At 70.8% G+C, this 25,827-nt stretch carries 26 protein-coding genes and 1 pseudogene; 11 read left to right on the plus strand and 16 right to left on the minus strand.

Annotated features, from left to right (window positions below; all coding sequences use genetic code 11):
• Positions 1-363: 363 nt before the first annotated feature.
• Positions 364-1,953: pseudogene (locus tag CLV67_RS35140) on the minus strand (sodium:solute symporter family protein); the annotation flags it as partial.
• Between the two features lie 2 nt (positions 1,954-1,955).
• Entirely contained in the window at positions 1,956-2,216 is a 261-nt protein-coding gene (locus CLV67_RS35145) for a DUF3311 domain-containing protein (RefSeq protein ID WP_106326297.1), read from the minus strand.
• A 239-nt stretch (positions 2,217-2,455) separates the two neighbouring features.
• On the opposite strand from CLV67_RS35145, the gene CLV67_RS35150 reads away from it, so the two are divergent.
• Together CLV67_RS35150 and bfr are read left to right on the plus strand one after the other, a co-directional pair.
• Entirely contained in the window at positions 2,456-2,644 is a 189-nt protein-coding gene (locus CLV67_RS35150) for a (2Fe-2S)-binding protein (protein WP_106326299.1), read from the plus strand.
• Between the two features lie 55 nt (positions 2,645-2,699).
• Positions 2,700-3,182: a bacterioferritin gene (gene bfr / locus CLV67_RS35155; RefSeq protein ID WP_106326301.1), complete on the plus strand. Its 483-nt coding sequence runs from the start codon at positions 2,700-2,702 to the stop codon at positions 3,180-3,182.
• A 12-nt stretch (positions 3,183-3,194) separates the two neighbouring features.
• On the opposite strand, the gene CLV67_RS35160 is transcribed toward bfr, so the two are convergent.
• The 3 genes from CLV67_RS35160 to CLV67_RS35170 form a co-directional block, all read right to left on the minus strand.
• Positions 3,195-4,049 (minus strand): polysaccharide deacetylase family protein, encoded by an 855-nt coding sequence (locus CLV67_RS35160; RefSeq protein ID WP_106326303.1) that lies wholly within the window; start codon positions 4,047-4,049, stop codon positions 3,195-3,197.
• A gap of 19 nt (positions 4,050-4,068) precedes the next feature.
• Positions 4,069-4,860, minus strand: coding sequence for an SAM-dependent methyltransferase (locus tag CLV67_RS35165; RefSeq protein ID WP_239166381.1), 792 nt, complete (start codon positions 4,858-4,860; stop codon positions 4,069-4,071).
• Positions 4,861-4,927: 67 nt separating this feature from the next.
• Complete coding sequence (locus CLV67_RS35170; protein ID WP_170154112.1) at positions 4,928-5,809, minus strand: UbiA prenyltransferase family protein; 882 nt, start codon at positions 5,807-5,809, stop codon at positions 4,928-4,930.
• Positions 5,810-5,921: 112 nt separating this feature from the next.
• Here CLV67_RS35170 and CLV67_RS35175 point away from each other — a divergent pair, with 112 nt between their 5' ends.
• From CLV67_RS35175 to CLV67_RS35190, 4 genes are all read left to right on the plus strand, one after another.
• Positions 5,922-6,161: a hypothetical protein gene (locus CLV67_RS35175; protein ID WP_106326307.1), complete on the plus strand. Its 240-nt coding sequence runs from the start codon at positions 5,922-5,924 to the stop codon at positions 6,159-6,161.
• Positions 6,158-7,411 carry a sensor histidine kinase gene (locus CLV67_RS35180; RefSeq protein ID WP_203737162.1) on the plus strand — a complete coding sequence of 418 codons (1,254 nt, stop codon included), beginning with the start codon at positions 6,158-6,160 and terminating at the stop codon, positions 7,409-7,411. The genes CLV67_RS35175 and CLV67_RS35180 overlap by 4 nt, the downstream gene beginning before the upstream one ends.
• The gene (locus CLV67_RS35185) at positions 7,408-8,061 is read left to right on the plus strand and encodes a response regulator transcription factor (protein ID WP_239166380.1); all 654 of its coding nucleotides are present in this window, start codon (positions 7,408-7,410) and stop codon (positions 8,059-8,061) included. Before CLV67_RS35180 ends, CLV67_RS35185 begins: the two co-directional genes overlap by 4 nt.
• 195 nt (positions 8,062-8,256) lie before the next feature.
• Positions 8,257-8,886 (plus strand): maleylpyruvate isomerase N-terminal domain-containing protein, encoded by a 630-nt coding sequence (locus CLV67_RS35190; RefSeq protein ID WP_106326312.1) that lies wholly within the window; start codon positions 8,257-8,259, stop codon positions 8,884-8,886.
• 126 nt (positions 8,887-9,012) lie between these two features.
• On the opposite strand, the gene CLV67_RS35195 is transcribed toward CLV67_RS35190, so the two are convergent.
• On the minus strand, positions 9,013-9,339 hold the full coding sequence (locus tag CLV67_RS35195; protein ID WP_170154113.1) for a hypothetical protein: 327 nt from the start codon (positions 9,337-9,339) through the stop codon (positions 9,013-9,015).
• Complete coding sequence (locus tag CLV67_RS35200; RefSeq protein WP_106326317.1) at positions 9,336-9,611, minus strand: hypothetical protein; 276 nt, start codon at positions 9,609-9,611, stop codon at positions 9,336-9,338. Before CLV67_RS35200 ends, CLV67_RS35195 begins: the two co-directional genes overlap by 4 nt.
• A gap of 95 nt (positions 9,612-9,706) precedes the next feature.
• On the opposite strand from CLV67_RS35200, the gene CLV67_RS35205 reads away from it, so the two are divergent.
• The 3 genes from CLV67_RS35205 (at position 9,707) to CLV67_RS35215 (ending at position 11,205) form a co-directional block, all read left to right on the plus strand.
• Entirely contained in the window at positions 9,707-10,048 is a 342-nt protein-coding gene (locus CLV67_RS35205) for an STAS domain-containing protein (RefSeq protein WP_170154114.1), read from the plus strand.
• Entirely contained in the window at positions 10,045-10,536 is a 492-nt protein-coding gene (locus CLV67_RS35210) for a MarR family winged helix-turn-helix transcriptional regulator (RefSeq protein ID WP_106326321.1), read from the plus strand. The genes CLV67_RS35205 and CLV67_RS35210 overlap by 4 nt, the downstream gene beginning before the upstream one ends.
• A 93-nt stretch (positions 10,537-10,629) precedes the next feature.
• Positions 10,630-11,205, plus strand: a complete 576-nt coding sequence (locus tag CLV67_RS35215) for an NADPH-dependent F420 reductase (protein ID WP_106326323.1) — start codon at positions 10,630-10,632, stop codon at positions 11,203-11,205.
• Between the two features lie 359 nt (positions 11,206-11,564).
• Here the strand turns inward: CLV67_RS35215 and CLV67_RS35220 are convergent, their stop codons facing one another.
• Together CLV67_RS35220 and CLV67_RS35225 are read right to left on the minus strand one after the other, a co-directional pair.
• A complete protein-coding gene (locus CLV67_RS35220; RefSeq protein WP_106326326.1) occupies positions 11,565-12,635 on the minus strand; it encodes a DUF2855 family protein in 1,071 nt (356 codons plus the stop codon).
• Between the two features lie 56 nt (positions 12,636-12,691).
• On the minus strand, positions 12,692-13,891 hold the full coding sequence (locus tag CLV67_RS35225) for a hypothetical protein (protein WP_106326328.1): 1,200 nt from the start codon (positions 13,889-13,891) through the stop codon (positions 12,692-12,694).
• Between the two features lie 127 nt (positions 13,892-14,018).
• Here CLV67_RS35225 and CLV67_RS35230 point away from each other — a divergent pair, with 127 nt between their 5' ends.
• On the plus strand, positions 14,019-15,770 hold the full coding sequence (locus tag CLV67_RS35230) for a hypothetical protein (protein ID WP_106326625.1): 1,752 nt from the start codon (positions 14,019-14,021) through the stop codon (positions 15,768-15,770).
• On the opposite strand, the gene CLV67_RS35235 is transcribed toward CLV67_RS35230, so the two are convergent.
• The 5 genes from CLV67_RS35235 to CLV67_RS35255 form a co-directional block, all read right to left on the minus strand.
• A complete protein-coding gene (locus tag CLV67_RS35235; RefSeq protein ID WP_106326330.1) occupies positions 15,767-17,884 on the minus strand; it encodes a transglycosylase domain-containing protein in 2,118 nt (705 codons plus the stop codon). The genes CLV67_RS35230 and CLV67_RS35235 overlap by 4 nt on opposite strands.
• Before the next feature lie 126 nt (positions 17,885-18,010).
• Positions 18,011-19,066: a M15 family metallopeptidase gene (locus CLV67_RS35240; RefSeq protein ID WP_239166379.1), complete on the minus strand. Its 1,056-nt coding sequence runs from the start codon at positions 19,064-19,066 to the stop codon at positions 18,011-18,013.
• Between the two features lie 101 nt (positions 19,067-19,167).
• Positions 19,168-20,406 (minus strand): sensor domain-containing phosphodiesterase, encoded by a 1,239-nt coding sequence (locus CLV67_RS35245; protein WP_106326332.1) that lies wholly within the window; start codon positions 20,404-20,406, stop codon positions 19,168-19,170.
• A gap of 35 nt (positions 20,407-20,441) precedes the next feature.
• Positions 20,442-21,050, minus strand: a complete 609-nt coding sequence (locus CLV67_RS35250) for a flavodoxin family protein (protein WP_106326334.1) — start codon at positions 21,048-21,050, stop codon at positions 20,442-20,444.
• A gap of 465 nt (positions 21,051-21,515) precedes the next feature.
• Positions 21,516-23,342, minus strand: coding sequence for a S8 family serine peptidase (locus CLV67_RS35255; RefSeq protein ID WP_106326336.1), 1,827 nt, complete (start codon positions 23,340-23,342; stop codon positions 21,516-21,518).
• A gap of 261 nt (positions 23,343-23,603) precedes the next feature.
• Between CLV67_RS35255 and CLV67_RS35260 the strand changes: the two genes are divergently transcribed.
• Entirely contained in the window at positions 23,604-24,086 is a 483-nt protein-coding gene (locus tag CLV67_RS35260; RefSeq protein ID WP_106326338.1) for a DUF6010 family protein, read from the plus strand.
• Here CLV67_RS35260 and CLV67_RS35265 read toward each other — a convergent pair.
• Together CLV67_RS35265 and CLV67_RS35270 are read right to left on the minus strand one after the other, a co-directional pair.
• Positions 23,987-25,093: a sensor histidine kinase gene (locus CLV67_RS35265; RefSeq protein WP_203737161.1), complete on the minus strand. Its 1,107-nt coding sequence runs from the start codon at positions 25,091-25,093 to the stop codon at positions 23,987-23,989. The genes CLV67_RS35260 and CLV67_RS35265 overlap by 100 nt on opposite strands.
• On the minus strand, positions 25,090-25,746 hold the full coding sequence (locus CLV67_RS35270; protein ID WP_203737163.1) for a response regulator: 657 nt from the start codon (positions 25,744-25,746) through the stop codon (positions 25,090-25,092). The genes CLV67_RS35265 and CLV67_RS35270 overlap by 4 nt, the downstream gene beginning before the upstream one ends.
• Positions 25,747-25,827: the final 81 nt, after the last annotated feature.

Consider the following 25,827-nt stretch of genomic DNA (forward strand, 5'->3'; position numbering starts at 1 on the left):
GGCCGACGGGTCATGGGCCGCCGGATAGGCGCCGGAGGGATGGTCACCGGGACGGTAGGTCCGGTCTTCGGCACGTTCGGCCGGGTGGCCGGCAGCGAAGCCACCGCCCGTATGCTCGCCCGGCACGTTCCCGGCAGCGGAACGACCCGCCAGCCGCTCGCCGAGCGACGGAAAACCACCAGACGGACCACCCGCTCGCGGATACCCACCAGACGGACCACCCGCTCGCGGATACCCACCAGACGGACCACCCGCTCGCGGATATGCACCCGATGGATGAACGTGGTGATGCTGCCCGACCGGAGTGAAGTAGGACGCCGGAGCCGGCGAGCGCGGCCGGTCCCCGTCGATGATCTCGGTCATCCGGCGGATCGTGGGGTCGCCCTCATCGGCCACGTAGTCCTGTGAACGCGTGTCGTCCCGCCCGTCCGGCACGTCCATCGCCCGGAACAGCGGCGTGGCCAGGAACGTGACGAGCAGGTTGACGGCCAGAGCGACGACGCCGACATAGATGCTGGCGTCGCTGTCGATGCCGATGGTGTCGAGCGGCCACGCCGATCCGCCGAAGTGCTCGCGCACCACGGTCGTACCGTCGGGTCCGCCGAGTTTCGGGATCTGCCAGAGCATGACGATGCCGACGAGCAGCCCGGCACCGATGCCGCTCATGAGCGCCCACCGATGGAACCAGTTGGTGTAGAGGCCGAGCGCCACGGCCGGCAGCGTCTGCATGATCACGACACCGCCGATGAGCTGCAGGTCGATCGCGAACTGGGTGTTGAGCAGCAGGATCACGAGCAGCGCGCCGAACTTGACCGTCAACGAGACGATCTTGCTGACGTACGTCTGCTCCTTGTCCCCGGCCCCGGGCCGGAAGTAGACGCGGTAGATGTCACGCGTGAACAGGTTGGCCGCGGCGATCGACATGATCGCCGCCGGGACCATGGCGCCGACACCGATGGCGGCGAAGACCATACCGGCGGTCCAGGCGGGTGCGTTCTCACTGAACCATTGGGGTACGACGGTGTTCGCGTTACCACCGACCGGGCTGGTCCCGCTGTAGATGGCCGCGAATCCGACCAGCATGAGCACGCCCAGGGTCAGCGTGTAGATCGGCAGGACGGCCAGGTTGCGCCGCAGCGTGCCACGGTTGCGGGCGGCCAGCACGCCGGTGAGCGTGTGCGGGTAGAGGAACAGCGCGAGCGCCGACCCGAGCGCCAGGGTGACGTAGTTGAGCTGGCTCTGCGGCGCGAGCAGCAGCCCGTCGTCGACGCGGGGCGTGGCCGCGTACTTGGCCTCGGCGAGCCGGAAGACCGGGTCCCAGCCGCCCGGCATCATCGACACGATCATGACGACGGACAGCACCGACCACAGGACCAGGGTGTCCTTGACGATGGAGACGAGCGCCGGCCCGCGCAGCCCGCTGTTGAACGTGTAGAGGGCGAGCACCAGGAACGCGACGGTGAGCGGCCAGCCCTTGGGCAGTCCCATCACCTCGAAGACCGCCTCGATGCCGATCAGTTGCAGGGCGATGTACGGCATGGTCGCCACGATGCCGAGCACGGCGATCCCGGTGCCCAGTGGCCGCGAACCGAACCGGGCGCGGACGAACTCGGCGGGCGTGACGAAGCCGTGCACGTGGCAGACCGACCAGAACCGGGCCAGCACCACGAACAGCATCGGGTAGACGATGACGAGGAAGGGCACCGGGAAGAACCCGGCAGCGCCGATCCCGTAGACCAGGGTGGGCACCGCGACGAACGTGTACGCCGTGTAGACGTCCCCGCTGAGCAGGAAGAACGTCACCCAGTTGCCGAAGGCCCGCCCGCCGAGCCCCCACTCCTCCAGGGTGTGGATGGAGTCGGGCCGGCGCCATCGGGACGCCGCGAACCCCATGATCGCGACGATGCCGAAGATGAGTGTGAAGACGATCAGCTGAACCTTCTGATCGTCCATGGTCATCTCGTCCGCAGGTGGACGTACGCGATGACCGAGCTGGCCAGGAAGGCGAAGCCGAGCTGGCACCAGTAGAAGAACGGCAACCCGAGGAACGCCGGTTCGACCCGGTTGTAGAAGGCTGGGACGAGTGGCAGGACGATCGGGATCAGCAGCAGCCAGTTACGCCGATCGGCGTCGGGCCGGCGGAAGAACCCGCGCAGTCCGGGTCGTTCGGCGACGGCGTGCCTGGGCCGGGAGATGGGAAGGTTCCTGTCCGCCATTGACAGCCTCCGGAGGGTGATCAAGCGTCCACCGGGCGCAATGCTTGCAGGTGACACACGTCACGATCACCGACCATTCGGCCGATGGCACATCAGCCTTTCGTTCATCCGCCAGGCGATCATGATCAGTGGCCCCCGGGGGTCCAGCGGCAGCTCACGCCCCCCAGGACTTGCGTGAGCTGGACCTTTAGGGCAGCCTAACGAAGGTAAGGCTAAGCAAAACCTAAGGACCACGCTCGATGTACGTCTGCATCTGTAATCACGTCCGCGAGCGTGAGGTCCGCGCCGTCATCCGTGCCGGCGCGCACACCGAAGAGGCCGTGGGCGACGCCTGCGGCGCCGGGACCGGCTGCGGCAGCTGCCTCGACCGGATCTGCGACCTGATCGACGAGGAGACCACCGACACGCGCCTATCAAAAGTCGCATAGCGTCACCGAGCCGTTACGATCAACTCCAGTCAGGCCATGACTGGGGGTATTTGGCATGCAAGGTGACGCCCGTGTCATCGAGTTCCTCAACGAGCAGCTCACCGCGGAACTGACCGCGATCAACCAGTACTTCCTGCACGCCAAGATGCAGGAGAACTGGGGTTACACCGTGCTGGCGAAGCACACCAAGCACGAATCCATCGACGAGATGCGGCACGCCGAGGTCCTCACCGACCGCATCCTCTTCCTCGAGGGACTGCCCAACTATCAGAAGCTGTCCGTGCTGCGGATCGGCGAGTCGGTCAAGGAGCAGTTCGAGTGCGACATGAAGATCGAGGTGGAGGCGGTCGACCGGCTGCGCCGCGGCCTGGAGCACATGCGCTCCGTCGGTGACGTCACGTCGGCCCGGATCTTCGAGGACATCCTGGCCGACGAGGAGCATCACGTCGACTATCTGGAGACCCAGCTCGGCCTCATCGAGAAGCTGGGCGAGGCGCTGTACCTGCAGAACGTCACGGAGCACCCCGAGGCGGGGTGACCCGGTGACGCGTTAGCCGGCCAGCAGTTCCGAGAGTGTGACGGGTTCCAGGCCACGGCGCCGGAGCCCGGCGAGGATGGCCGGCAGCGCGTCGTCGGTGTAGAGCGCGTTCGCCTCGGTCACGTGCAGGATGATCACCGAACCCGGCTTCACCTGCGACAACACCGCCTTGACCACCGGGTCCGGGCCGCGGGCGAACGGGTCGCCGCTCACCACGTCACCGTCGACGACCGTGACACCGAGCGGCGCCAGCGCCCGCAGTGCCGCCCGGTCGTGGCACAGCCCCGGGAACCGGAAGTAACGGGTCTGCCGGCCACCGAACGGCTCGATCACCCGGAACGTCTTGGCCACGTCCTCGGTCATGTCCGCGGGCTCGACCCGTGGCAGGTTGTAGCAGTCGCCGGTGAACGCGGCGTGCTCGTAACTGTGGTTGGCCACCTCGAACAGCGGGTTCCCGGCGATCCGGCGGGTGACCTCGGGATACTCCTCGGCCCACTGCCCGGTGACGAAGAACGTGGCGGGGATCCTCCGCTGTTCCAGAAGACCGAGAAGACGCAGATTCGCGTACGACTTCACCTCGCCCCGCCGCAGCCGCGCCGACATCGCGTCGGTCATGTCCGCGTCGAACGTCAGCGCCACCCGCTTGAGCTCACGCGACCCGTGATCCACCACCGGCGGCAGTTCACCGGGATCGACAGCGCCCGGTGTCCCGGCCGGTTGCGGAACCGCCGACTCCAGAACAGGCGAGCCGGCGGGTGAAGCGGCCGGCGGTGTGGCCGGCGGCGGTTGCGCGCGAGGCGACGGCGAGTCGCAGCCCGCCAGCGCCAGCACCGTACACAGGGCGAGCAACCGTCGATCGGCAATCATGCCGGCAAGGATCGCAAAGCTACTCCTTGATCGCGACGCCGCAGTACTGATTGACGTCCTCACCCGGGTCACCCTCCGGGCGCCACCGGTTGCACGGCACGACTCCCGGCTCCAGCAGGCGCAGGCCTTCGAAGAAGGCCGCGATCTCCGCCGAGCTCCGGTACTTGATCTTCGGGGTGCCGCGCTCGTTCCAGAAGTCGACGATCCGGTGCGCCTCTTCGGTGTTGATGTCGTGGCATCCGTGCGCGATCGCCAGGTAGCTGCCGGGCGGCAGCTCCTCGACGAGCCGGCGGACCACCGCGAGGGCCGCCTCGTCGTCGCGGATGAAGTGCACGATCCCCAGCAGGGTCAGCGCGATCGGCTGCGAGAAGTCGAGCGTCTCCCGCGCCGCCCGCAGGATCGACTCGGGGTCGTTGAGGTCGGCCTCGACGTAGGTGGTTTCGCCCTCATCGGTGCCCTGCAGCAGCGCCCGGGCGTGCACCAGCACCAGCGGATCGTTGTCGACGTAGACGACCCGCGTCTCGGGGGCGACGTTCTGCGCGACCTGATGGGTGTTGTCGGCGGTCGGCAGCCCGGTGCCGATGTCCAGGATCTGCCGGATCCCGCCGTCACGCACCAGATGCTCCACCGAGCGGCGCAGGAACTTCCGGTCCTCGCGCGCCAAGGCGACGATCGACGGCAGCATCCCGGCGATGGCTTCCCCGGCGTCCCGGTCGGCCTGGAAGTTGTCCTTGCCGCCGAGCCAGTAGTTCCACAACCGCGCCGAATGCGGCGTGCCGGTGTCCAGGTTCTTCACCGTCGGCTCGGTCACGAGGAACCTCCAAAGTCCACAATGCACATCGACGGCGCTCATCATGCCAGTTCGGCGCCGCGCGCGTTCACCCGATATAGGCGCTCGCGAACCCTACGGTCGGTATCGCGAAGAGAACGGAGACGACAGCCATCCGCGCAATCGTCGGCCGCCGGGTCAGCACGGCGTAACCGGCCAGCAGAATCGGCACGGTCACCAGCTGCGGCAGCAGGGTCGACCGCGGCACCACCACGTCGAGAGCCGCACACACCAGAGCGACGGCAAGGGCAAGAGCCCAGAGGCAGACCCCGATGCGGTACGCGACTCGCGCGCCGAATCGGACGGCGAACGTCGTGTCGCCCGCCCCGGTGTCGGCGGCCAGGTCGGTGACCGTCGTCGGCACGTAGAGCGCCGCCGCGAACAGCACCCCGATCAGCCCGAACTGCCACGGGAACGTCCACGGCGGATCGGTGATCGCCCAGCCGGCCGCCGGCGACACCAGCCCCACGACCAGCGCGTTCACGGCGACGTCCCAGCCCGGGCGGGTCTTGAGCCGCAGCGGCGGAACGCTGTAGGCCCAGCCGAGCACCAGCACCCCGGCCACGCCGAGCACGAACAGCGGCCCCACGAACAGCGCCGCCACCACGCAGGCGAGCGCCGCCGCCCGGTACCACCACCGCAGCCGCGCCTCCGACACCGCACCCGTGACCAGCGGCGCGCTCGCCTTCCTCGGGTTCTCCCGGTCGCTGCGCAGATCGTGCAGGTCGTTCTGGGCGAGCACCGCGGCCCAGATCAGCGGCCCCAGCACGAGCAGCGCCACGGCGGCACGCGGAAGGTCGGCCCGCTCCGGAAACCACGACCGACCGGCCAGAACCGTCCCGAGATACGCGGGCACCCACGAGACCGGCCAGAACCACGGCCGTGAGACGGCCACCAGCAGCACCGCCGAGCGCCCGGACAACGTCGTCATGCCCGCATCGTCGTCGGCGTCCGCTGTGTCTGCGCTGAGAGCACCGTCTCCACCGGGATCTCCACCCGGCGGAGGTGCAACTCCACCCACCCCTCTCCGTAGCGTCCGGGCCATGGATGAACGCAAGCGGAACGTCGTCAACTACGTGCTCACCGGCGACCGGGAGGGCAGCCGCGGAACCCGCCTCGCCGGTGAGATCATCGGACGGGTCGCCGACCGCGACGGCGGGCGGGTCACCGGCCGGGTCGTCGTCGCGGTCCTGGTGATCCTTGGCGTGGCGGGCCTGGCCTTCGTCGCCTACCGTCTGCTGATGATCGACCTGGTCCTGACCCTGGTGGGAGAGCGGGATTGACCCTGCGCGACACCCTGCGGCTGATCCGGGCCGACGATCCGGAGACCGGCCGCCTGGTCCGGCTCGTGCTCACCGTGCTGATGCTGTGGGCGTTCCTGACCGCGGGCCCGGCGAGCCCCGGCGTGCGCCCGGTGCTCGCCGCGGCCCTGGCCTGCTGGTCGGTGTTCCTGCTGGCCGACGGCCGGTGGCCACGGGTGGCCCGGGCCGGGCTGGCGCTGGCGGCGCTGCTGCCGGCCACGATCGCGGGCCGTCCCGACGATGCGCACTCGCTGCTCTACCTGTACGCGGCGCTGTTCACGTTCGTGCTCCTCCCCCACACCCCGATGCGGGAGATCCTGGCACTCACGGCCGCCGTCCTCGTCGCGCTCCTGGCCGCGCTGTGGCTGTCCGGGCGGGGTCCGGCCGCCATGCTCACCCAGCCCGCGCTGATCGCGGTGCTGGTCCTGTTCAGCCTGCACCGGCGCGAGCACCGGCTGCGAGCCGAGCAGACCGCGCTGCTGCTCGAGCAGACGTCGCACACGCAGCGGGCGCAGGCACGGGCCGCGGCGCTCGACGAGCGGGCCCGCATCGCCCGGGAACTGCACGACGTGCTGGCGCACTCGCTGGGCGCGTTGGGCGTACAACTCGAGGTGGCGGAAGCACAGCTGACCGAGAGGGGCGACGTCGCCGGTGCCGCGGACCGCATCCGGAGGGCCCGGCGGCTGGCCGCCGAAGGCATGGCCGAGGCGAGGTCGGCGGTGGCCGCCCTGCGCGCGGACGTGCCGCCGCTACCCGAGGCCCTCGCCGCGCTGGCGTCGTCATACCGTGCCGACCACGGTACGTCGATCACGCTGAGTACCGATGGCGCCGGTCGCAGGCTGTCACCGGGCGCGGAGGTCGCGCTGCTGCGCATCGCCCGCGAGGCGCTCACCAACGCGGTCCGGCACGCGCCCGGCGCGACGGTGGCGCTCACGCTCGACTACAACCCGGCGCGGGTGCGGCTCACGGTCACCAATCCCCTGCCCGACAAACCCCAGCCCTCCGGCGGTATGGACGCCAGCAGCGCCGTCTCCAGCAGCACCGGCCCTGGCGGCAACGACTCTGGCGGTGGCAGTTCTGGCGGCAGCTCTGGCAGTGGCGGCTCTGGCAGTGGCGGCTCTGGCGCGCATGGGCTGATCGGCGTCCGGGAGCGGGTGGCGCTGGCCGGCGGGACGATGGAGGCCGGCCCCGCCGACGGCGAATGGCGCGTGATCGTGGAGGTGCCGGAGTGACCGACCGTCCGCTGCGGGTGCTGGTCGTCGACGACCAGCAGCTCGTCCGGGAGGGGCTGACCGCCCTGCTGGACCTCACCGAGGGTGTCGAGGTCCTCGGTTCCGCCACGAACGGTGAGCAGGCCCTGGAGCTGATCGCCCAACGCCGCCCGGACGTGGTGCTGATGGACCTGCGAATGCCCGTCCTCGACGGGATCGCCGCCACCGCCCGCGTCCGCGACGAGTTCCCCGGAGTCGCCGTCGTCGTGCTGACCACGTACGCCGACGACGAGTCGATCGCCGGAGCCCTGGCCGCCGGAGCCCGCGGCTACCTGACCAAGGACGCCGGCCGCGCCGAGATCACCCTGGCCCTCCGAGCGGCGGCCGCCGGCCACGCGATGTTCGACCCGGCCGTGGCCACCCGCCTGGCCGACGCGATGTCCCGCCCACCGGCCCCGCCGCCGCCCGGCCGCCTCCCGGACGGCCTCACCCAGCGGGAGGCCGAGGTACTCGCCCACCTGGCCCGCGGCCACACCAACGCCGAGATCGCCGCCGCCCTGTTCGTCGCCGAGACCACGATCAAGACCCACATCAACAACGCGTTCGCCAAGATCGGGGCCCGCAACCGCACCGAGGCCGCCCGTTACGCCATCCGCCATGGCCTGACCTGACCCCCGTACCCGCCTGCCGCACACCACGCATCCTCGCCCCCGGGGTACAGCCGCCACCCGCCAGCGGTGCTCCACGAACCCTCCAGAACACCGCCGGACCGGCTCGCGGCGGCCCTTGGGGATGACCCGGTGCGGCGGCTCTGGCATGTGATGGTGACGCGCTGTCAGAATGCGGTCACGGCGAGAGGAGGCGCGATGGTCCGGCGGGACTACCTGGACTTGGCGGCGGGTGTCGTCACGCTGCTGGCCGAACCAGCTGTGGAGCGGTCCTGGACCTCGGACAGCGCGCTGCGCGGGTTCCGGGTCTGCGGGCTGGCCGGACACCTGGCGAGCCAGGTCACCGTGGTCGCCGCGGTTCTGGACGCCGAACCGCCGGGTGCGGCGCCGATCTCGCTGCTCGATCACTACGCCAGGTCGACATGGACCGACGGTGACATCGGGAGCGATCTGAACACCGGCATCCGGCTGGCGGGCGAGCAGGCCGCGGCGGTGGGACTGCCCGCGTTGCGGGCCCAGGTCGAGGAGGCACTCACCAGCCTCCGGCGGCGTCTTGCGGAGCAGCCCGCCGGCCGGGTCGTCGTGTTGCCGTTCGGGCCGTGGGCACTGACGCTCGACGACTTCCTGGCGACCCGGATGCTGGAGATCGCCGTACATTCCGATGATCTTGCCGTCAGTGTCGGGGTGGAGACCCCGGCATTGCCCCCGCGGGCCGAACAGACGGTCCTGGAATTGCTGTGCCGCTGGTCGGCCGCCCGGCACGGCGGCACGGCCGTGCTCCGCGCGCTGAGCCGGTCGGAACGCGCCACCGGCATCGCGGCACTCTGATCCGCCGCCGGGCACGGTGATCGCCCCCAGACCACGTGGCCGAGCCGGCGGGCCGAGGCGTGCGGCCGAACGGGATCAGGCGGTGCGCCCGGGCATGCGGGGCCACGGCCGTGTGGACGAACGGGGTCAGGCGGCGTGGCCGGATTGGGCGGCGTGGGCGATGGCCCGGCGCAGGACCGCCACCGACACGGTCAGATCGCCGGCCATCTCGGTCAGTCCGAGTTCTATCCATTCGCGGACCAGCTGGGAGTAAGGCACTCCGGCCTGGTCTGCGGCGACCCGGATCCGCTGGGCCAGCGCGGGCGGGACACGGATGCCGAGGGGCACCATGGGTTCACTCTCGGGGGCCGGGGGCAGGTTCACCTTCGTACCCTCGTGGTAGGTCACATCTCCTGCGGCGAAGGCCGCCGCCGCCGCGGATAGTTGCTCGTCGGTGTACTGCCGGCTGCTCATGACGCGTCCGCCTCCCATGCCTTGAACCGCACCAGTTCCTCAGGGGTCATCTCGCGGGCGCCGATGATCTGCTGCCGGTGCCCGCCGAGCAGCCGCACGGCGACGACGAGCGGCCGGCCTGCCCGGGTGCGTCCGCTGATCGTCAGGAAGTGCACCCCGGCGCTCTCCGCGGCCAGCGGCAGGCGCCGCTCGGCGGAGAGAACCTGGGTGACCTCGTGCGACTCGACGTCACGCAATCGCGCCAGAGCCTCGGTCAACCACTCGTACCCCACCACACCAGCGTATGACGTTCGTCTGACGACGTCGAGCAGGCAGAAATCAGGCTCCCGAGATGAGACCGTTAATATTTGCTGGTAGACAAACGTCCGTGGCGGACGACTACTACACCATCGCACTGGAACCTGCCGACGACGGCGCGACCGCGCGGGTCCGGCTGGCCGGCGCATTCGACATCGGTGCGCGCGAGGATCTGTGCGACACCCTGCTCGGCATGGTCGGGCCCGACGCCGGCGAACGCATCCTCGTCGACCTGAACGACGTGACCTTCGTCGACTCCGAGGCGATCAACGCGCTGATCCAGGGCTACCTGGCCGCCGAGCGGTCGGGCATCGACTTCCGCCTGGCGAACGCCCGCGGCATCGTCGAGCGCGTCCTGCGCATCGTCGGCCTTGATCACCTGCTGGAACCGCCTGGGACAATCGCAGGGTGAACACGGAATGGCTCAGCCCGGAGCAGCTGTCGGCCTGGGTGCGCTTCATCGGTGTGGTGGAGCTGCTGCCGGGCGCGCTGGACAGTCAGTTGCGGCGGGACGCGCAGCTCACACACTTCGACTACTACGTGCTCTCGCAGCTCTCCGAGGCTCCGGGCCACACGCTGCGGATGACGGCTCTCGCCGACCGGACCGCGGCCACGCTGGCCCGGCTGTCGCACGTGGTGCAGCGGCTGGAGACGCGCGGGCTGCTGGAGCGGTTCCCCTGCCCGGAGGATCGCCGGGCCACCAACGCCCGGCTGACCGCGGACGGCCTGCAGAAGGTACGTGACAGCGCACCCGGCCACGTGGCGACGGTCCGCGAGTACGTCATCGACGCGCTCACGCCGGAGCAGGTCACCCAGCTCGGGGCGATCAGTGACGCCATCCTGGCCCGGCTGGACCCCGGGGACGACCGCACGGCCCTCTACCGCCGCTACGACCGGTGACGCTTCCCACAGCTTGAACCTTCAGTTGTTGTTGCTTCAAGCTTCTCTCGGCGGTTAAGTTGTAGATACAACCAAATGCTTCGGGAGGTCGTCATGGCTCACATCAGCGTCATCGGAACCGGCAACATGGGTCAGGTCATCGCGGGCCTGGTCACCAAGGGTGGCAACACCGTCGAGTCGGTGAACACCTCCGACACCGCCAGGCCGGTCACCGGCGACGTCATCGTGCTGGCGGTCCCGTACGGCTCGATCGCCGACGTCATCGCGCAGCGCGGGGACCAGCTCGCCGGCAAGATCGTCGTGGACATCACCAACCCGATCGACTTCGCCACCTTCGACGGCCTGACCGTTCCCGCCGACAGCTCCGCCGCCGCCGAGATCGCCGCCAAGCTGCCGCAGTCGACCGTGCTCAAGGCGTTCAACACCAACTTCGGCGCCACCCTGGCTTCCGGCTCGGTCGGCGGCGAGACCACGACCGTCCTGATCGCGGGCGACGACGCCGACGCGAAGGCGCTGCTCACCGGCATCGTCGCGGCGGCCGGCCTGAAGGCGGTCGACGCGGGCGGCCTCAAGCGGGCCCGCGAGCTGGAGGCCCTCGCCTTCCTGCAGATCACGCTCGCGGCCGGCGAGAAGATCTCCTGGACCGGCGGCTTCGCCGTAGCGGCCTGAGCGACGCGCCCGCCAAGCCTGCCCGGTCCACCCCTCCGGATGCGTGGTGACCTGCGGCGCGCATATGGGCACAGGTCTCCACACAACCGACGACGGCGGCGTGCTTGGTGAGCTGCGGCGCACAAAACAGGCCACCCATGGCGAGCCGCAGCTCACCACGCAAACGCCCGAGCGTCGCACCGTGGTCACCCACGCCCACCCGCAGACCACAGATCACCACGCAAACGCTCGAGCGTCGCCCGCCCGAGCGTCGCCCGTCCGAGCGTCGCCGCCGCGTGCGTGGTGATCGGCGGATCGCATACCGGCACAGGCCGCCACAACGGACGCGCGCGGAGTGCGCCAGCAAGCGGGCCCCGGCGTCAGCCGAGTTGCACGACGCGGCCCGCGTTCGGGGGGACGCGGCCTTCGAGCACGTCCAGCCAGGACTGCCGCAACGCCGAGGGACCCGAGCCCACCTGGACGTCGAGGGACTTCTCCGCGAGGGTCGCGAACCGGTGCCAGGCCTCGGCGAACCGGCGATCCAGACCCTCGCGGCCCCAGTCCTGGCGGCGCTTGCGCATCTGCACAGGGGCGAAGAACACCTCACCCGCGGCCTCGGCGTTCGGGACCTGGTTGGTAAGGCCGACGGCGATGTCACGGAGCAGCAGGTCACCGAACCGCCGGCGCAGGGCGGCACGGGTCGCGGGCGCGCCGGAGAGGTCGAGGTAGACGGCCGGCGCCGGGTCGAGCGTGTCGACGTCGTCGTAGGTCAGCACCTCGTCGTAGCAGCCTAGCGACCTGGTGAAATCGACGTTGCCGGCCGAGGTCAGGCCGATCAGCCGCGGGCCCCGGCCGTGTAGTTCGTGGGCGGCCGCGTACGCCGTCTTGCTCGACGCGGACGAGATGATCAGCTGCCGGGCGCCGTGGAAGTCGTTGTCGGCGACCTGGTCGGCGAGCATGAACGAGGTGAAGAACAGCGGCCGGAACAGGATCAGCAAGTCCTCCCGGTCGGCACGGTAGGCGGCGTCGCCCTCGGTGGAGCGGTACGCGTTGTACGGCGACGGCAGGTCGGCGCGGTGTGCGGCGGCGTCGCGGAAGCCGGTGCCGTCGACGCGTTCCGGCCGGACCACCAGATGACCGGCCGGGGGCAGGTAGCCGTACAACCGTTGCCCGACCTCGACCCCGGGTGTCGCCGACTCGGCCACCTCGGCGAATCCCCAGAGCGGCGGCAGACCCCACTCGGGGCCCAGGCCGCGAGGCTCACCGGGGAAGAACCGCCAGTACCGCATCGACTCGCCGAGCACCGCGTAGGTGATGTTGTTGGCGGTCAGCCCGACCCGGTCGACTCTCAGCAGCGCCTCGCCCGCGGCGAGCTCCGGTGTCGCGCCCTCGGTCAGCGAGGTGCGGGAGAGATCGTTCCGGGCAACGGCGAACGTCCATGAATCCGGCATGCCGTGACGCTAAACATCCTGGTCGTACGGGACAAGTGCACTACGAGTGCAATATCTCACCGCCCGCCGCCACAGCCGTAGGCGCAGGCGCTGAACTGGGCGAACCGCGAGCGGTTCTTCGAGCCGAAGGCGGTGAAGTCACCACCGACCGTGACCGAGCGCAGCGCCGGGTTGGCGCGCATGGTGAGCACGCCCCACTTGCCGTTGCCGCGCGGGTTCCAGTCCAGCAGGGTGCCGTCGGCCGGGTTCCAGGCGGCCAGTTTGGGCTGCGCCCGCATCTTCGCCGGGCACCAGGACGTGGCCGTGCGCGACGCCTTCGGACAGGCCACGGTGAAGTGCCCGCCCGCGTAGACGGCGCCCTCCAGATGCGTGATCGCCTGCACGTCCCCGTCAGTGACGCTGCTCCACAGCACTGCCCCGTCGCGCCGGTAACCGGTCACCCGGCCGCCCTGGCCGGCGAGCCCGGCGAACACCCGGTCGCCCGCGACGGTGAGGGCGAACACCGGGTACGGGACCTTCGGGCGGAAGCCGGTGTCGAGCCTGGAGTCGGACAGGCGCAGCGCGGCCAGACGCGACGCCTTCCGGTCGCCGTCGATGCCGGTGAAGCCGCCACCGACGTACAGCCGGGATTGGGAATCGACGGCGGCCAGACTGAAGACCTTGCCGTCGGCACGCGCGCCGAACGCCCGGTCGACTCCCCCGCCACGCAGGTCGAAGGCCGCCAGGTTCTTCGCCGGGCGACCGTCCACCGCGGTGAAGTCGCCGCCCAGGTAGAGGCGGTCGCCCCGGGTCGCCAGCGCCCGGCCGGTGCCCTTGACGGTGTGCCGCAGCGGTCCGACCGCTCCCGACCTGAGGTCGATCCCCGCGATGCCGCCACGCGCCTGGCCGCCGACCGCGGCGAACTCGCCGGTCACGTAGAGCGACGATCCGGCAGTGGTCACGGCCAGTACGGTGTCGTCGGCCTGCGGCGCCCAGGGCAGCAGGCGACCGGTCTTGGCGTCCACGGCGGCGAGCCGTTTGCGGGACACCTTCTTGCCGTCGACGATCGCGTGGGTGAAGTTGCCGCCCAGGTAGACGGTGTCGCCTACGTTGACGCTGGCATGGACCGTCCCGTCGAAGCCGACCGTGCTGTCCGGCCTGGCGGAGATCAACGGGATGTTCTCCGCCCGTGCGGCGGTTGCCCCGGACAGGACGAGCACGGTGGTGAGCAGGGCGCTGAGGTATGCCCGGCGGCGCGCGGGACCAGCCAAGATCATGTGGGTGACACTAGGTGCGGCACCGGCCGGGCGGACCGGGGTTCGCCAGTGGCACCCGTTCGGGTGATCATGAGGGCGGCGTAACGTCGGCACGCGTCGGATGCCGTATGGGAAGGGATCGGAGCACTTGGGCAACGGGGACGAACTCGAGCTGCTGCGCGCGTACGAGCCGGTGGCCAGGTTCACTGAGGGTGAGTATTTCTTCCCCGTGTCGGTCGAGCGGTACGTGAGCCGGGCCAGTCTGTGGCGGCACGAGCCCGGCGCAGGCCCGGTGCAGGTCGTCGAGCCGGGCAGGTTGAGTCTCGGCTCGCTGGCCGCGGCCGGTGGCGCCGAGCAGGGCCTCGGCTACGCGCTGTCCGGCATCGGCAGCGGCGAGAGCCACGCCCACATCCCGCTACGTGACCGCCCGCCCCACCTGTCCCGATCCAGCCGGCTGGCCTCGGTCGGGCTCACCGGGCGGCTCGTCGACACGCTCAACCGGTTCTCGCTGCTGTTCCGCGGGAGTGTGCCGGGTGGCAGCGCCGCCCACTCGTTCCTGCTGCAGCGCGATCACCTGGGCACGGACCGGCCCACCTACTACGGGCGGGTGGTGCGGGACGGCTCGTGGATCGTCTGCCAGTACTGGTTCTTCTACAGCTTCAACAACTGGCGGTCGGCGTTCGGCGGTGTCAACGAGCACGAGGCCGACTGGGAGCAGGTCACCGTCTACATCGACGCGGCCGCGCCGGCCGGGCCGGACGGGCTGCCGTCGCCCTCGTGGGTGGTGTTCTCGGCCCACGAGGAGGTCGGCGACGACCTGCGGCGGCGCTGGGACGATCCGGACCTGACCACGACCGGAGGGCGGCATCCGGTGGTCTTCGTGGGCGCCGGTTCGCACTCCGGCGCCTATCTACCGGGCGATTATCTGATCACGGTACGCCCACCGCGGCTCCGTGGCCTGGTCGGTGCGCTGCGCTGGTCGGCCCGGCTGCTCGCGCCCTGGTCACCGGAGGACCGGGGCAATCTCGGGATCCCGTACGTCGACTACGCCCGCGGCGACGGCCGCTCGGTCGGCCCCGGCCAGGACGAACCGTGGCACCCGGTGCTGGTCGGCGACGAGACGCCGTGGGTGCGCGACTTCCGCGGGTTGTGGGGCCGTGACACCCGCGACCGGCTCGGCGGGGAGCGCGGGCCGGCCGGGCCGCGCTACGGGCGCGACGGTGTCGTCCGGCAGGCGTGGGCCGACCCGGTCGGCTGGGCCGGTCTGGCCAAGGTGGTGCCCGATCCCGCCGAGGAGAAACGGCTCGTGGCCCTCCGTACCCAACATGATCTCGATCGCCTGGCCCAGCTGGACCGGGAGATGACCGCTCTGCGCCACGAACTGACGGTCGCCGCGGCCGGCCTGCCCGCCGCGGCGCCGGAGGTCCGGGCCCTCGCGCCCGAAGAGCAGAGGCTGCTCGCCATGCGGATGGAACACACCCGCCTCGCCGACGAGGTGCGCCGGACCACCACCGCCGAGCCGGTTCCCGACCACCCGCACGCCCACCTGCTGCACCGGCGGCTGCCGATGGAACCGGCCACCGGCTTCCTCGGCCGGGCCCGCTCGTGGTGGGCGGTTCTCAGCACCCCGCTCATCCTGTGGGCGATCGGGGCCGTGGTGTCGCCGCTGCCGGTCTCGGGTCAGGAGACCGCCCTGGTCCTGCTGCTGGTGCTGCTCGGTGTCGAGGGCCTGGTCCGCGGCAAGTTCCTGGCCGTGGTGCTGCGGATCCTGGTGGCCTGCGGACTCGGGCTCGGTCTGGTGGTGCTCTGGTTCGACGGCAGGTACGTGGTCACCTTCACGTTCTTCGCCGCCGCACTGCTCGTGCTGCTGGTCAACGTCCGCGAGGCGACCCGGCGTTAGGGGGTGGGGAACTCCTCCTCCGGCTTGCCCTTCATGTAGTCGGCGAGCGTCTCGTAGACGGCCGGGTTCACGATGCCGTGCGACATGCGGTCGGTGTGGGCCGCCCAGTCCGGGTTGGCGAGGTAGCCGGCGACGACCAGCGAGCGGGTGCCGACGACCAGGGCGGCCGTCTTGTCCTTGTCGGTGGTGCCGGTCTTGCCGAACACCGGGTGGCCGACCACGTCGCGGACCTGCGGGGCGGTCGAGCCGGCGCAGCTGCCGAGCTGGGCTCGGTCGCCGACCGGGCAGCGGGCCGCGTCGAGCGCCTTACGGGCCACGTCCTTGCTGGTGGCACGGCTGCAGGTGGACCTGCCGGTGTCGAGTTTCGTCCCGTCGGCCGTGGTGATCGACTCGATCGGGGTCGGTGCGCAGTACATGCCGTCGGCGGCCAGGGTGGCGTACGCGTTGGCGATGTCCAGCGGCGTGGACGCCGAGACGCCCAGGCTGAAGGCGCCCCACTCGTGGGCGTAGTCGGGGTTGTTCGCCATCCGGGCGTCCTCGGCGGAGCGGAACTGCACCCCGAAGCGCTTGGCGACGGCGACGACGTTCTCGGCGCCGGCGCGCTCCTGCAGCGGGATGAAGTAGGTGTTCACCGAGCGGCCGAACCCGGTCCACATGTTGAAGTTCCCGGCCTCGCTCGCCGACGCGTTGCTCGGGCAGTAGTAGCCGCCGCAGCCCGGCGGGGCGGCCGAGTCGAGGTAACGGGACTTGTAGCGCTGCGGCGAGTAGATCGTGGTGTCCAGCTCCATGCCCTTCTCCAGGGCGGCGACCATGGTGAACATCTTGAACACCGAGCCGGCCTGGTAGCCGGGGACGCCGGTGCTGCCGGTGATGATCGGGTTCGTCGTGTTCGGATACGTACCGCGGACGCCCTCGCGGGCCAGCTCCGGGTTCGACGAGAGCTTGTTCTGCGGATCCGCCTCGTCGTCGATCTTGAACTTGCGGTTCGCGGCCAGGGCCCGGACCGCCCCGGTGCCCGGCTCCACGGCGGCCAGCATCAGCGCGTCGGGGTTGTCGTCCGAGGTGCGCTCGGTGATCCGCTTACGGGCCGCGGACTGGGCGTCCAGGTCGAGGGTCGTGACGATCCGGTAGCCACCGCTCTTGAGCAGGCGCTCACGGTCGTACGTCGTCTCCCCGAACGCCTTCTGGTCCAGCCACCAGCGGTAGAAGTAGTCGCAGAAGAAACCCCAGTGGTTCTTGGCCACCGACACGCAGCCACGGCTCGGCCGTTTCGCCGTGGTCGGCACCTTGACCTTCTTCGCGGCGGCGGCCTCGGCGGCCGTGATCTGCCCGAGGTCGACCATGTTGTCGATGATGTAGTCACGGCGGGCCAGCGCCTGCGGGTGACCCGTCTCGGTGGTCGGGTCGAACGAGGTCGGCGCCTTCACCATGCCGGCCAGCAGGGCGGCCTCGGCCACCGTGAGGTCGGCCGGCTTCTTGCCGAAGTAGACCTGGCTCGCGGCGGCGACACCATACGCGCCGTTGCCGAACGGAGCCATGTTCAGGTAGCGCTCCAGGATCTGCTGTTTGGTCAACTGTTTCTCGACCTGGATCGCGTACTTCATCTCGTTCAGTTTCCGCTGCGCGGTGTCCTTGGTGGCGTCCACCACCTCCTGCGGGTCGGTCGCCGAATACGCGAGTCCCATTCGCACGTATTGCATGGTCAGGGTGGACGCGCCCTGCTGCGTGCCGCCCTGATTGTTGTTCACGAAAGCGCGGGCCACGCCTTTCAGGTCGACGCCGTTGTGCTCGAAGAACTTGTGGTCCTCGGCCGCGACGATCGCGTCCTGGATGTTCTGCGACATCTGCGCGAGCGGCACGTCACTGCGGAACTCGTCATACATCAGCGCGATCAGGGTCTTGCCGTCCGACGCGTAGACCCGCGAGACCTGCGGTGACGACTGCTCGACGAGCTCGCCCGGAAGCTGGCCGAGCTCCTCCGAACCGGCCTTGACCGCCAGGCCGGACATCGCGACGGCGGGAAAGGAGGCCGCGGCGACCACGAGACCGGCGATCAGGCCGCAGACGGCCAGGACGGCCGCGCTGCGGAGGTGACGGCGTTCAGTGACGGGCATCCGGGCATTCACTCCACTCAGGCTAACGAGCGCCGGCGGCGCCGTTCAGGGTTAGCGAAATCCGTCACACGCCGTAACCCGGAACGGTGCCGCCGAAACTGAAACCGGACTGTGAAGTTGCTTTGTTCAGCCGCCCGTGATCGACCAGTGCCACGCCTCGGACGGCAGATTCACGAAGCCGTACTCGGCGGCGTGCGCGCTCATCCAGGTGAAAGCCTTGCTCTTGCGGGTCAGCGTCTTCCCGCCGGACGTGACGTCGACGGCCAGGCCGATCTCGTGCAGCGAACGGCCGGGGATCGCGGTCGGCACCCGGCAGGACGACGCCGGCGCGGTCCAGACGTCCGGACAGCCGTTGATCTTGCGCAGTTCGATCTGCCGTTCCTTCGTGCGAAAACCGCCGCCGGACAGGAGGACGCCGTCGGCACGGGCGTCGTCGACCATCCGCTTGAAGGCGAACGCGACGTTCTTGTGCACGGTCGTGCCGTACACGCTGGTGGTGTCGGCGACCGTGAAGACCGGGCGCGTCTCGTCGACCACGGTCCGGCTCAGCGCCGCCGCCTGCGTGGCGTAGCCGGCCGCCGTACCCGCCGTGTCGATCCGCCGCTGGGTCTGCGCGATCGCCGAGGCCGCGCGGGTGGCCGCGGAGGTCGCACCACTCAACGCGGACCTGGCGGTGCTCGCGTCCTTCTTCGCGGTCCGCAGCGCGGCCGCCGCCTGATGCAGACGCGTCCGGCGGGTGTCCCGGGTCGTCGTCGCCGCCGTCACCGCCCGCTTGGCCCGGGCGATCGCGGCGTTGTTGCGCGGCCGCTGCTTCGACTGCCTCGCCACAGCGTTCTTCGCGTCACTCAGCGCCCGCTCGGCCGACTTGAGCTTCTCGTGCACCGCCTTGTGCCCGGCGGTCACCGAGGCCAGCCGCGCCTGAGCGCTGTCGTTCACCTTCTTCGCCTTGACGGCCTCGGAATCTCGCTTGCGCTGGTCGGTCTTCTGCGTGGCCAGGGTGCTCCGGAGCTTCGCCATGGTCGCGTCGGCGGTCAGGCTGCGGTACATCAGGCTCGCGTAGGTCTTCGCCACGCCCGGCACGGCGGCCTGCGCGGGAGCGGGCGCGGCCGCCACCGGCGCGACACTGGCGATGGTCATCGCCGCGGCGGCGACGAGACGGGTTGCACGCTGACGCTTCTTCACCGGTACGTACGCTCCTCGGCTCCAGTCGAATGTGTGTTCGACTGTGCGGAGCGAAGGGTGCGATCACGGCCCGGTGCGAGTGCGGAAGGGTTGCACCGTGTCTAGGAAGCGGCGATCCGCCCGGCCATCGAGTGCGCGGCCGCGGTCACCGTCGACCGGTCGTAGGAGACCACGAACGCGAACTGCCGGTCCCGGTCCGGGCCGGTGTCACCGAGGTCACGGGCGATCAGGGCGGCCGACGTGTGCGCGCCGAGCACCACGACGGTCCACTCCCCCGCCAGCGGATCGCCGGGGGCCAGGTTCGCGCCCCGGACACCCGGCGCCGGGGACGGCGGCATGTCCACGCCGAGCGCCGCCACGAACGGCAGGCGGGCGGCGAGTCCGGTGAACCTGGCGGCCGTCGACGGCTGGAAGAACTGGACGTGCTCGAACGCCGCGAGCACCACGGGCGGCACCGACTCCTGCAGGGCCATCAGCTCCAGCGTCTTGGACACCGGCAGCAGCAGGTGCTTGGGCGCGTGCCGGATCCGCCGGTCGGTGCCGACCAGGTCGAACGGCGTCGCTGCCAGGGCCGCCCCTATCGGCCGGGCCGCGAACCGGTCCGGATCGGCGGCCGGGGGCGCGAACTCACGCTCACCGCGGCCCCACAGCCAGCCCTGGCCAAGGGTGGCGCCGAGCACCAGGGCACGTGTCAGGTCCTCGGGGGTCTCGACACCCTCGGCGACCACCTCGGCGCCCGCCTGCTCGGCGTAGGCACGCACCGCCCCGGCGACCACCACGGTCGCCGGGTCCTTGACGGTGCGCAGCAGCTTCAGATCGAGCTTGACGACCTCGGGACGAACCAGCGGGATGAATGCCAGAGACTCCGGGTGTACGCCTACGTCGTCCAGCGCGATCGCACACCCGGCGGCCCGCAGCCGCTCGGCGCCGGCCAGCACCCCGGCGAGATCGTCGGCCAGTGCCCGCTCGGTGATCTCCACGACCACCCGCACCTGCCCGGCCCGGCCGTCGAGCTCGTCGAGGACCATGTCGAGGCGCCGGGTGAGCGTGTCGGGCTCGAGGTTCACGAACAACGTCACCGGCCGGCCCCGGGACAGCCGTGCCGCGTCGGCCAGGGAGGCCCGCAGCGAGGCCCGCTCCAGGTCCGCCAGCCGCCCGGCCTCGCGGGCGGCGCTCAGCAGCTGCACCGGTGACTGCCAGCCGGAGCCGGAAGGCGGGCGCAGCAGCGCCTCGAAGGCGACCACCGAACCCGAGTCCACGTCGACGAACGGCTGGTAGACGCAGTACAGGCCGCCGCCGTCACACAGGAGGTCATCGAGGCTGACGCAAGGGGCGCTCACGCACCACCTATCGGCAACCGTCCCGCACCGCTGAGTCAGCCGGCCGGGTAAGGACTGTCCGCCAGCAGGTGGGCGAGGTGCGCGGCGTTCGCGGCGAGGGTCTTGGTAGCGGTGCCCGTGGTATCCGGTTTCGGCCCGGCGTCGCGGTAGTCGACGCCGCCCATCGCCTCACCGACCCAGTAGGTGGACGCCGACGCCGCGACCGTGAACCCCACATCGTTGAGCGCCTGCAGAACCTCGGCGGTCACGTGGTGGGCGCCGTCCTCGTTGCCGACGACGGCGACGGCGGCCACCTTGCCGAAGGTGAGCAGCCGCCCCTCGTCATCGGTCTCGGACAGCTCGGCGTCCAGCCGCTCCAGCACCATCTTGCAGACGCTCGACGGCTGGCCCATCCAGATCGGGGTCGCGATGATCAGCAGGTTCGCGGCGAGGATGCGCTCGCGGATGCCCGGCCACCCGTCCCCGTCACCCTCGTCGGTGGACACTCCGAACCGGACGTCGTGGTCCACCACCCGGATCACCTCACCGTCGACGTCGTGATCCGCGAGGGCCGCGAGCACCTCACGCCCGAGCAGCTCGGCGGACGACGGTGCGGGCGAGGGCTTGAGGGTGCAGTTGAGCACCACGGCACGAAGAGTGTTCACGACGCCCGCATACCCGCGCTCCCACGGCTCAATCTGTGACGCCGCCCTGCCGGGTCATCGTCACCGGGCTCGCCCGTCCCCGGCTCGCGTGGTGACCGGTGGTCCGCTGCGCTCCGCACGCACATCACCACGGATCACCACACATCGGCGCACATCGGCGCACGGACCGGCACCGCGACGCGATGGACACCGACTCCCGGCGGACCGTGCCTCGGGGTTCCGCTCCGGCGAGATCCGAGTTCGGTTCCGGCGTCGCCGGAGAACCAATTCGCGCGGCGCCAGAAGCGCACGCCGGGCCGAGTCGTGTGCTTTCGACGTCGTGAACGGCCGTGAACAGCGGCGGTGAGCGCACATGCAGCGCGTCCGCGGACGCTGACCGTCGTGATAGCGGCGGGGGCTGCACACGCAGCAGTTCCGTGTGCGCCCGCCGCCGCTGGGTCGAGGTGCTGCGGACGCGGTGGAGGCTCAGGTGCACGGCGTGACGCCGTTCCAGTTGTCCACGGTGGCGTACGCCCACAGGGTTCCGTCCTCGGGCAGGGTCACGGTCCGGTCGGTGGTCTCGGTGCAGTCACGGGCCTTCTCGACCCGGGGCCAGTCACCGAGGGTGAGTTTGTAGCCGAGCGCCACTCCCGGGGTCGTTCCCGCGAGCTGGACGCGCCACGCGGGCGTGTGGGTGCCGTCCCAGGAGGTGCGGACGTAGCGCATCGCCCGGACCGTGCCCGGGTCCCAGTCGGGGGCGCCGGTGCCGAGCCGGGACAGGTCGCCGGCCAGGTGCACGGTTCCGGGGGTGTCCGGTGGAACGGTGATGTCGATGATCGTGGCCACGCCGGTGCAGACCGTGCACTCGCCGCCGGGTGTGCCGGTGGCGTCGTGGAGGGTGCGGGCGACGTCGATGAGGCCGCCGCCGATCGGGTGCGGGCTGTTGTACCAGCCGCCGCCGAGGGGAAGCGCACGGGCGTTGCGCCGCAGGAGGTCACCCACCTGTGCGGGCGTAAGACCGGGACGGCGGGACAGGAGGAGCGCCACCGCTCCGGAGGCGTGGGCGGCGGCCTGGCTGGTGCCGCGCATGACGGCGTACGAGTCTCCGGCCGGCCCCCGGGCTCCGGCGTCGACGGTCGACAGGATCCGGTGCGAGGGGTCGTTGTCGCGCCAGTAGCCCCAGCCACCGGGGGCGGCCACCTCGACCGTGTCGCCGTGGTTGGAGTACGAGGCCAGGTAGCCGTCGTCGCCGGTGGCCCCGACAGTGAGCACACCGTCGCAGTTGGCGGGGTGGTAGTTCGCGGCGTCGTCGGCGGCGTTCCCGGCCGAGACGACCACGGTGGCGCCGCGGGAGACGGCCTTGTCGACGGCGGCCTGCATGGTCGGGCCGCACGGGCCGTAACCGCCGAGGCTCATGTTGATCACTTGCGCCGGGGTGGGGTTGGCGGGTGTTGCGGGGACCTGGCCGCCGGCCGCCCACACGATCGCGTCGGCGATGTCGGAATCCTGGCCGCCGCAGGTGCCGAGGACCCGGACCGGCTGCACCTTCGCGTGCGGGGCGATGCCGGCGATGCCGAGGTCGTTGTCGCGGGCGGCGCCGATGATGCCGGCGATGTGGGTGCCGTGCCAGCTGCTCGGCGAGAACGCGGTGGCGCCGCAGTCGCCCTCGTCGTTCCAGTCGCCGGGGTCGAGGGCGTCGGCGTCCCGGCCGTCGCCGTCGGCGGTGTTGGCCGGGTCGGCGATGAAGTCGTAGCCGGGCACCAGGGCCGCCGCCAGGTCGGCGTGCGGGCGGATGCCGGTGTCGAGGACGGCCACTGTCACACCCTCGCCGTCAGCGCCGGTGTCCCAGGCGTCGTCGACCCGGAAGGCCGTGCCGGTCTGCGGGTGCACCTGCCACAGCGGCCACTGCTCGCCGTAGCGCGGGTCGCCGGGCGTCGACGTGCGGGTCGCCGTGAGGTCGGGTTCGACCGAGGCGACGCCGGGTGTGGCGGCGATCCGCTCCATCCACGCGCGGGCCTCGGCCGCCGGCAGGGGTTTCCTGACCCGCAGCAGTTCGCCACCGGTGGCGAGGATGCGCACGGCGTCCACTCCCCCGCCCGCTTCGAGCGCCCGGGTGGTCATGGTGGCGCCCGGCTGCGGCGTCACGATGAAGGAGCTGTAGACCTGTCCGGCGCGCAGGCCGCCCGTGTGGGCCGGATCCGCGTGGGCCGGACCCGCGTGGGCCGGACCCGCGTGGGCCGGGCCCGCCGTCACCGGCACGAGCGCCAGGGTCGCTGCCGCCGCCAGTGCGGCGGTTCGTCGTCGCCGTTCCATGGTTGACCCTCCGTGATCGCAAGATCTTGCTGTGACTGCAAGAACAAGTCAGCCAATTTCTGCAGAAGACTTGCGCGCGAAGAGAACTCGGTCAATGACGGACGCCACCATCGATGCTCCTGGGAGCGGTAACACGCGTACCGAAGAGGTCGTTGAAGTGGCCTTATGAATTTGTTGGAAACTTCTTGCATGGCCAGAACCCGTTGGGGTACGGCTCGATGGCCACTGTGCCGGTTCCGGAAGGATCCCTAGGTTCGGGGCATGTCTGTTGTGATTCCCCTGCTCATCGGGGTGGTCTTCGTCGTCCTGAGCTCGCTGCTCCCGGATCGGCACCGCCGTCCGTTCAACGCGATCGTGGTGGCCGGCGCGGGCGCCGCCTACCTCAGCGGCGGCGGGTTCGGCCCCGGCGAGCTGCTGTTCACCACCGTGATGACGCTGGTCGCCTACCGTGGCCTGACGTCCTGGCGGTTCATCGGGCTGGGCTGGCTGCTGCACACCGCCTGGGACGTGGTTCACCACCTGCGCGGCGAGCCGATCCTGCCGTTCGACCACAACTCGTCGCTGGGCTGCGCGATCTGCGACCCGGTGATCGCGATCTGGTGCCTGGCCGGCGGTCCGTCACTGGCCACGATGACCGGCCGTATTCAGTCCACGTCGATCGGCAGCCGCATCCTGACCCGGAAGCCGCCGTCCTCCGTCGGGCCGGACTCGAGCGTGCCGCCGAGCAGGTCGGCACGTTCCTGAAGACCGATCAGGCCCTGGTGGGCGCCGGGCAGCGGCAGTGACGGACGGGTCGGCGGGCCGTTGACGACGGTCACGCCGACGTGTTTGCCGTCGTGCCACAGGTCGACCGTCGCGGTGGCGCCGGGGGCGTGCTTACGCACGTTGGTGAGGGCCTCCTGGACCGTACGATAGATCGCCCTCTGCCGCGGCGTGCCGACCGCGAGTCCCAGATCCCCGGTGAGGTAGACGTCGATGCCGCTGTTGGCGATGAGCGTGCACAGGTCGGCGAGCGTGGGCTGCGGGGTCAGCTGGGTGATGTCGTCGCCGGACGCACGCAGCAGAGTGACCATGGTGCGCAGCTCGTCGAGGGTACCGACGCTCAGCGACCGGATGGTGCGCGCCGCCTCCCGGGTGTCGTCGTCGGCGGCCGACACCTGCATCGCCCCGGCCTGCACCGCGATCAGGCTGACCTGGTGCGACACGACGTCGTGCATCTCGCGGGCCAGCTGCGCGCGCTCCTGCGCCAGGATGGCCTGGGCGTGCAGGACCCGCTCGTGCTCCTTGACCTCCTCGATCTCCTCCAGCCGCCCGGACAGTTCGCGCCGGGTCTGCACGAGCTGGCCGAGCAGGACCGGCAGCACCACCGTGGCCAGGGCGTACACGAAGAAGATCACGCTGTCGCCGAACGGCGCGTCGTCGTCCTTCAACGGGGACGGCGCCGCCGACGCGATCGAGGCGAGCACCACGCAGATCGCGAGCAGCCGCCGGTCACGGGACCGTTCGGCCAGCGTGTAGAGGGCGATGCAGGGCGCGACCAGCGCCGCCTCGAGCAGCGCCGCCGGTACGGTGAGCAGGACGACCAGCAGCGGGAACCGCCGCCGCAGGGCGAGCGCGGCACAGGCCACCGCACCGGAGGCGACGGCCGCTGGGTGGTCGCTCCACAGGTCGACCCAGATGTCCAGGGCGGACACGGCGATGAGCGCGACCTCGACGACCCAGGACGGCAGGCGCGAGAGCCGGGCCCTCACGGCCGGGCGTCCAGCAGGCCGGCCCGCTGGGCGAGCAACGCCGCCTGCACCCGGCCGGAAACCCGCAGCTTGGTGAGCAGAGCGCTGACGTGGTCCTTCACGGTGCCGGTGCCGAGGTGAAGGCGCACCCCGATCTCGGCGTTCGACAGACCCTCGGCCAGCAGTACGAGCACATCGCGTTCCCGGTCGGTGAGGCGTTCGACGCGCGTCCCGGCGGGGTCGCCGGCGATCTCCTCGGTCCGCGGGAGGCTGCGCAGCAGGGTCCGCGACGCCTTCGGTGACATCACCACCCCGCCCATCGCCAGGGTGCGCACCAGCTGGGCCAGGTGCTCGGGCTCGGTGTCCTTGAGCAGGAACCCGGCCGCGCCCAGGTGCAGGGCCTTGAGCACGTACTCGTCGGCGTCGAAGGTGGTCAGCATCGCCACCACCGGCGGGTCGGGCAGCTCACGCAGCCGGCCCAGGACGGTGAGCCCGTCGACGTCCGGCATCCGGATGTCGACCAGCACCACGTCCGGCCGGTGCTCGCCGACCGCGTCGAACGCTCCCCCGCCACTGGTCGCCGCGACCACCTCGATGTCCGGCGCCGCGTTCAGGATCAGCCGGAAACCCGACCGCACCAGTGCCTCGTCGTCGACGACCACCACCCGGATCACGTACACCCGCCCCGCCGCAATCGATCAATTTGCCGTACGCACCCTAAGGTGTCCCCGCCGAGCGGCCTCTCCGCCGACCGG

Source organism: Actinoplanes italicus, assembly GCF_003001815.1.
Taxonomy (GTDB): Bacteria; Actinomycetota; Actinomycetes; order Mycobacteriales; family Micromonosporaceae; genus Actinoplanes; species Actinoplanes italicus.